The organism is Streptomyces sp. NPDC056948, from assembly GCF_042674225.1.
Classification (GTDB): Bacteria; Actinomycetota; Actinomycetes; order Streptomycetales; family Streptomycetaceae; genus Streptomyces; species Streptomyces purpurascens.
In genome coordinates this window covers 1-6,023 of sequence record NZ_JBHUQX010000509.1, presented here as the reverse complement: position 1 = coordinate 6,023, position 6,023 = coordinate 1, and the positions used below count along the sequence as shown (strand labels likewise).

The 6,023-nt window shown below is 69.7% G+C and carries 6 protein-coding genes; 1 reads left to right on the top strand and 5 read right to left on the bottom strand.

Annotation, left to right across the window (positions count from 1 at the left end; translation table 11 throughout):
• The coding region (locus ACFTZL_RS39695) for a peptidoglycan-binding protein (RefSeq protein ID WP_382593830.1) at positions 1-491 on the top strand (491 nt) is incomplete at its 5' end.
• Positions 492-528: 37 nt separating this feature from the next.
• Here ACFTZL_RS39695 and ACFTZL_RS39690 read toward each other — a convergent pair.
• The 5 genes from ACFTZL_RS39690 to ACFTZL_RS39670 are packed head-to-tail and all read right to left on the bottom strand — an operon-like array spanning position 529 to position 5,879.
• Positions 529-1,779, bottom strand: coding sequence for a glucarate dehydratase family protein (locus ACFTZL_RS39690; protein WP_382593827.1), 1,251 nt, complete (start codon positions 1,777-1,779; stop codon positions 529-531).
• Complete coding sequence (locus ACFTZL_RS39685; RefSeq protein WP_382593824.1) at positions 1,776-2,684, bottom strand: 5-dehydro-4-deoxyglucarate dehydratase; 909 nt, start codon at positions 2,682-2,684, stop codon at positions 1,776-1,778. Before ACFTZL_RS39685 ends, ACFTZL_RS39690 begins: the two co-directional genes overlap by 4 nt.
• Positions 2,685-2,710: 26 nt before the next feature.
• Positions 2,711-3,655 carry a carbohydrate ABC transporter permease gene (locus ACFTZL_RS39680; RefSeq protein ID WP_382593821.1) on the bottom strand — a complete coding sequence of 315 codons (945 nt, stop codon included), beginning with the start codon at positions 3,653-3,655 and terminating at the stop codon, positions 2,711-2,713.
• Entirely contained in the window at positions 3,652-4,563 is a 912-nt protein-coding gene (locus ACFTZL_RS39675; RefSeq protein ID WP_382593818.1) for a carbohydrate ABC transporter permease, read from the bottom strand. The genes ACFTZL_RS39680 and ACFTZL_RS39675 overlap by 4 nt, the downstream gene beginning before the upstream one ends.
• A complete protein-coding gene (locus ACFTZL_RS39670) occupies positions 4,560-5,879 on the bottom strand; it encodes a sugar ABC transporter substrate-binding protein (protein ID WP_382593833.1) in 1,320 nt (439 codons plus the stop codon). The genes ACFTZL_RS39675 and ACFTZL_RS39670 overlap by 4 nt, the downstream gene beginning before the upstream one ends.
• Positions 5,880-6,023: the final 144 nt, after the last annotated feature.

Here is a 6,023-nt window from a genome sequence, read left to right as displayed (position 1 = left end):
GCAAGGACCCTTGGCCCGAGGCGCAGAAGGAGGCCATCGAGAAGGTGTCGGCGGCGATCTGCCGCCACCACGGCTGGTCCGAGCGCTCCGTCATCGGCCACAAGGAGTGGCAGCCGGGCAAGGTGGACCCGCGCGGCTTCACCATGGACGGCATGCGCAAGCGCATATCCGACCGGCTGAAGGGCGCCGGGGGCAGCACCAAGCCGGACCCGGACCCCAAGCCCGCGCCCAAGCCGTCCTACGAGCCGTTCCCGGGCGCCGCGTTCTTCCACGTCGGACAGCGCTCCCCGATCATCACGGCGATGGGCCGCCGCCTGGTCGCCGAGGGCTGCAGCCGCTACGAGGAGGGACCCAGCCCCGACTGGTCCGAGGCCGACCGCCGCTCCTACGCCCTCTGGCAGCAGAAGCAGAACTTCTCCGGCAAGGACGCCGACGGCATCCCCGGCAAGCTCACCTGGGACCGGCTGAAGGTGCCCCGGTCCGGGAAGTGAGAGCGTGCGCCCCTCCCCGCGGAGGGGCGCACGGGTGTCACCAGCGGGGGAGCAGCCGCTCGTACTCCGGCTGGAAGCGCTTCATGTAGCCGGTGTCGTCCCGGCTGCGCATCCCCGACTCGACGTAGCGCCGGTGCAGCCGGTCGAGCTGGTCGTGGTCGAGTTCCACGCCGAGACCCGGACCGGTGGGCACCTTGACCGCCCCGTCGCGCAGCTCCAGCACGCCCGGCACGATCACGTCGTCAGCCGAGTTCCACGGGTAGTGCGTGTCGCAGGAGTGGTCGAGGTTGGGGATGGCAGCGCCGACATGAGTCATCGCGGCGAGGCTGATGCCCAGGTGCGAGTTGGAGTGCATCGACAGGGCGAGCCCGAACGCCTCGCAGACGGCGGCCAGTTCACGGGTGCGGCGCAGTCCGCCCCAGTAGTGGTGGTCGGTGAGCAGGACCTGGATCGCGTCCTGCTCGACGGCCGGCTTCAGATGCTCCCAGGCGATCACGCACATGTTGGTCGCGAGCGGCATGGGCGAGTCCTTCGCCACCTCCGCCATGCCCTCGATGCCCTTGGCCGGGTCCTCCAGGTACTCCAGGACGCCGTCCAGTTCGCGCGCGACGTACTTCGACGTCTCCACCGTCCACGCGGTGTTGGGGTCAAGCCGCAGCGGCTGCCCGGGGAAGGCCTCCGCCAGCGCCCGGATCGCGGCGATCTCCTCGTCGGGCGGGAAGACGCCGCCCTTGAGCTTGAACGACCGGAAGCCGTAGCGCTCCTGCATCAGCCGGGCCTGCTCGACGATCCCGGCCGGGTCCAGGGCCTCGCCCCAGTCGTCGGTGATGGCCGGGCGGCCGTCCAGCGCGGGGTGCTCGGCCCACTTGTAGAACAGGTACGCGGCGAACGGCACCGAGTCGCGGACCGTGCCGCCGAGCAGGTCGCTGACCGGACGGCCGAGCAGCTTGCCCTGCGCGTCGAGGCAGGCCACCTCGATCGCCGAGGTGGTCCAGCCGCGCTCGTGGGAGCTGGGCACGGTCGGCAGCAGGGCCGCGTCGATCGCGGCGGCCACGGCCGTGGTGTCGAAGACGTCCATGCCGACGACCGTCTTCGCGGCGGTGTGCAGCCGCTCCAGGCGGGCCGTGCCGCCCGGGGACTCGCCGAGACCCACCGTGCCGTCTTCCAGCACGAGCTGGAGGATGATCCGTAGGGCGAGCGGCTCGTGCACACCGTTGGAGTTGAGCAGCGGCGGGTCGCCGAACGCGATCGGGGTGACGATCAGCTCGCGGATACGCGTGGAGCTCATGCGCCGGCCACCTCCAGTCCGTGGTCGAGGAGTTCGGCGAGCCGGGCGAGATGCTCCGGTTCCGGATCGAGCAGCGGCGCCCGTACGCCGCCGACGTCCAGGCCGCGCAGCGTCACCCCGGCCTTGACGAGCGACACGGCGTAACCGGGGACCTCGTCGCGCAGGGCGACCAGCGGGCCGTAGAACTCGTCGAGGAGCCGGTTGACCAGGGCGTCGTCGTCCTCGGCGAGAGCCCGGTGGAAGGCCAGGGCGATCTCTGGGGCGAAGGCGAACACCGCCGAGGAGTACAGCTCGACGCCGATGCCCTGGTAGGCGGGCGCGGTCATCTCGGCGGTGGGCAGGCCGTTGAAGAACTGGAAGTCCTCCGTGCCCGGCACGGCACGCACCGCGCGGACGATGCGGTGCATCAACTCGATGTCCCCGATACCGTCCTTGAGTCCGACGACCCCGGGCAGGGCGGCGATCTCGGCGGCCGTGTCCTCGGTGAGCCGGGCGGTGCCCCGCTGGTAGAAGACGACGGGCAGCCCGGTCGCGGCGGTGACCTCCCGGACGTACCGCACCAGACCCTGCTGCGGGGCGCTGACCAGATAGGGCGGGAGCAGCAGGATGCCGTCGGCACCGGCCCGTTCGACGCGGGCGGCCTGGTCCCGGGCGACCGCCGGCGGTCCGCCGGCCGCCGCGAGGACCGGGACGCGTCCGGCGGTCGTCCGGACGGCGACCCGGGTGGCCCGCTCGATCTCATCGGTCGACAGCGCGTGGAACTCGCCGGTGCCGCAGGCGACGAACACACCTCCCGCGCCTGCGGCGACACCGGACTCGATGTGCTGGGCAAGCCGTTCCTCGTCCAGTGAGCCGTCCGGTGTGAACGGCGTGACCGGGAAGAACAGCACTCCGTGGAACTTCATGTCTCCCTCATATGTGGGGGGCGGGGTCAGCCCTTGGTGGCGCCGGCGGCGATGCCGGTGACCAGCGAGCGCTGGAGGAGCAGATAGACGACGAGGCTGGGGACGAGGGCGATGACCGCACCGGCCAGCACCACCCCGGAGCCGACCTCGGGGTCGGTGCGCAGGATGGACAGGGCGACGGTGACCGTGTAGTCGGTGGGGTCCTTGGCGGCGATCAGGGGCAGCAGATACTGGTCCCAGATCATGATGAAGCCGAGCACCCCGGCCACGCCGAGCGCGGGCTTGCACAGCGGCAGGACGACCTGCCACAGCATCCGCAGCTCGCCCACGCCGTCGATACGGGCGGCCTCCTCGATCTCGGCGGGGATGTCCTTCATGAACTCGGTGAGCACCATCACCGAGAAGCCCCAGGCACCGAGCGGCAGGATCACACCCCAGACGGTGCCCTTGAGGTCGATGCCGACCACGGGCACATGCCCGAGCACCAGGGACAGCGGGATGGCGATGACCTCCTCGGGGAGCATCATCGTCAGCATGAACAGGGTCAGGATCAGGGCCTGCCCACGGAAGCGGTGCCGGGCCAGCGCGTACGCGGCGAGCGTGCAGACGACGAGCTGGAGCAGCAGTCCGCCGCCCGCGATGACCAGGGAGTTGCCGAAGTAGTCCCAGATGCCGCGCTCACCCGCGACCCGGAAGTTCAGCAGGGTCGGATGGTGGGGGAGGAACGACAGGGTGGAGCCGCTGGCCTTCTCGCTGAAGGAACCGGAGAAGATCGTCAGGAACGGCGCCGCGAAGACGCCCAGAGCGAGCACACAGAGCAGGACGCGCAGCGCCCAGGCGGGGCCCGGCCGGTCGCTCCAGCCGAGGGCGGTGTCGAAGCGGGCGGGGGTGGTGCGCCCGCTCCCGGCCGGCTTGCGCGCGGGAGAGGCGGTCACCGGGGTCCGGACGGGGTCGATGGCGGGAGCGCTCATCTCACGTCTCCCCTCTTGCGGAGGTAGTTGACCGTGACGGTGAGCAGCAGCGTCACGCAGAGCAGAACCACGGAGGCGGCCGAGGCGCCGCCGATGTCGTTACGGGTGAAGCCGAGGGTGTAGGCGCGGGTCATCCACACATCGGTGGACCCGGCCGGGCCGCCGCCGGTGAGGACGTACACCTCGGTGAAGACGCGCAGTCCGCGGATGGCGGCGAGGGTGAGGACGATGCCGAGGGCGGGGCGGATCGCCGGCAGCGTGATGTGGCGCAGCCGCTGCCAGAGCGAGACGCCGTCCATCGCGGCGGCCTCGTACAACGAGCGGTCCACGCCCGCCAGTCCGGCGAGGATGATCACCATGTTGTACGGGGCGAGCATCCAGATGCCCATGGCCATCGTCGCCCACAGCGCCGTGCCGGGGTTGTCCAGGTAGGGCACGGGTCCGAGACCCAGCAGCCCGAGACCGCTGTTGATGAGGCCGTCGGAGGTCGGGTAGTACATCAGCCGCCACATCTCGCCGACCACCGCGGTCGCGGTGACGACGGGAAGGAACACGGCGGTACGGATGATCTTCAGCGAGCGCGCCTGACCCTCCAGCAGCAGGGCGAGGAGGAAGCCGGCGACGATGCCGCCGAGGGACATCCCGATGCCCAGGAGCAGGGTGTGGCCGATGGCGTCCTGGAAGCGGTGGTCGGTCAGGACCCGGGTGTAGTTGTCGAGGCCGACCCACTTGTCACCGAGGAAGGGCCGCACGTCGAAGAAGCTCAGCCAGACGCCCTTGCCCATGGGCAGGAACTTGAAGACGAGGGCGAGCAGCAGGCCCGGGGCGAGGAACAGCCAGGGCAGTACGGCCTTCTTGCCGAGGATCCGGGCTCTGCGCGGCCCGGGAGTCGTCACGGTCGCGGTCATTTCAACAGGTCCTGGTCCTTGAGGTCACCGGCGAGGGTGTCGTTGAGTTCCTTCAGGCCGGAGCGGACGTCGCTGCCGCAGTACGTGAAGATCGCGTTGAGCGCGTCGGCGGTGTCCTGTTTGATCGGAGCGAAGTCGGGGGCGTTGGGGAACTGTGCGGAGGCCGTCTCGTACGCCTTCTGCACGACACTCCAGCGCGGGTCGTCGCGCACCTTCGCCGCGTCCAGCGTGGAGTTGACGGGGATGCGCACCACGGGCTGGTGGTCGCCGGTCATGGCGAGCGTCTGGCCCTCCGGGGAGACCAGGAACGCGGCGAGCGTCTGCTCCTGCTTCGCCTTCCCGGTCTTGGCGCCGAAGTAGACGTTCTCGCCATCGGCCAGCACGTCGTTCCCGGCCGGGCCGGTGGGCGCGGGCAGGACCTCGTACTTGTCCTTGCCGAGCGCCTTGTCGAACGTGGAGATGTTGTACGGGCCGGTGAGGTACATCCCGGCGTTGCCGTCCTGGAAGTTGGTGGTGTTCGCGGTGACGGAGGTCAGGGCGCTGGGCTGGATGACGCCGCTGTCGCCGCAGAAGAGGTTCTTCTTCATCCAGGTGACGGTGCGCAGGGCCGCCGCCGAGTCCATGGCGGGCCGGTAGCCCGTGCCCTCCTTCTCCAGGATCTGCACGCCGCCCTGCCACAGCCAGCTCGAACCCCACCAGGCGACATAGCCGTTCTGGGCGCTGCCCGGGACCACCATGCCGTACGTGTCCTTCTTGCCGTCCCCGTCCGGGTCACGGGTGGCGAAGGCCTTGGCGAGGGCGAGGGTGTCCTGCCAGGTCTTCGGCTGCGGCAGGCCGAGCTTCTCCCGCCAGTCCTTGCGGACGAACAGGGTCATGGCCTGACGTGAGTACGGGATGCCGTAGTGCTTGCCGTCGCGGCCCACGGTGGAGGACCAGGACTTGGCGGTGATCTCGTCATGTCCGGCGATCGAGTCCGGGCTGATGGGCTTGAGCAGGCCCTGGGCCTGGTAGCTGCCCATCAGGGCCGTGTCGTTGATCATGACGTCCGGCAGGTCCTTGGTGGACGCGCGGCTCTGCAACTGCTGGTCGAAGTTCATGACCGGCTGGTAGTCGATCTTGATACCGGTCTTCTTGGTGAAGGCGGCGAACACCCTCTGGTAGGTCTGGGCGGACTCCGGATCGCTCCGGGTCCACACCTCCAGCGTGTTCGGATCGCCGGCCCGGGCGCTGCCGGAACCGGAGCCGCAGGCGGCCGTTCCGAACAGGAGCCCCGAGACGGCGAGCGCGGCAACGAGGCGGCCGCGGCGGAGCCGCATGTCGATGCAGCGTCGGCGATCCCGCATGGATGGTTCTCCGTTCATATCCGTGAACTCACTTCACGAATCTAAATGATCGGCCAAGCTACGGATCGTTTCATCGCCATGTCAATACATGGCTGAAAGATTTCACCGAGGCCATAC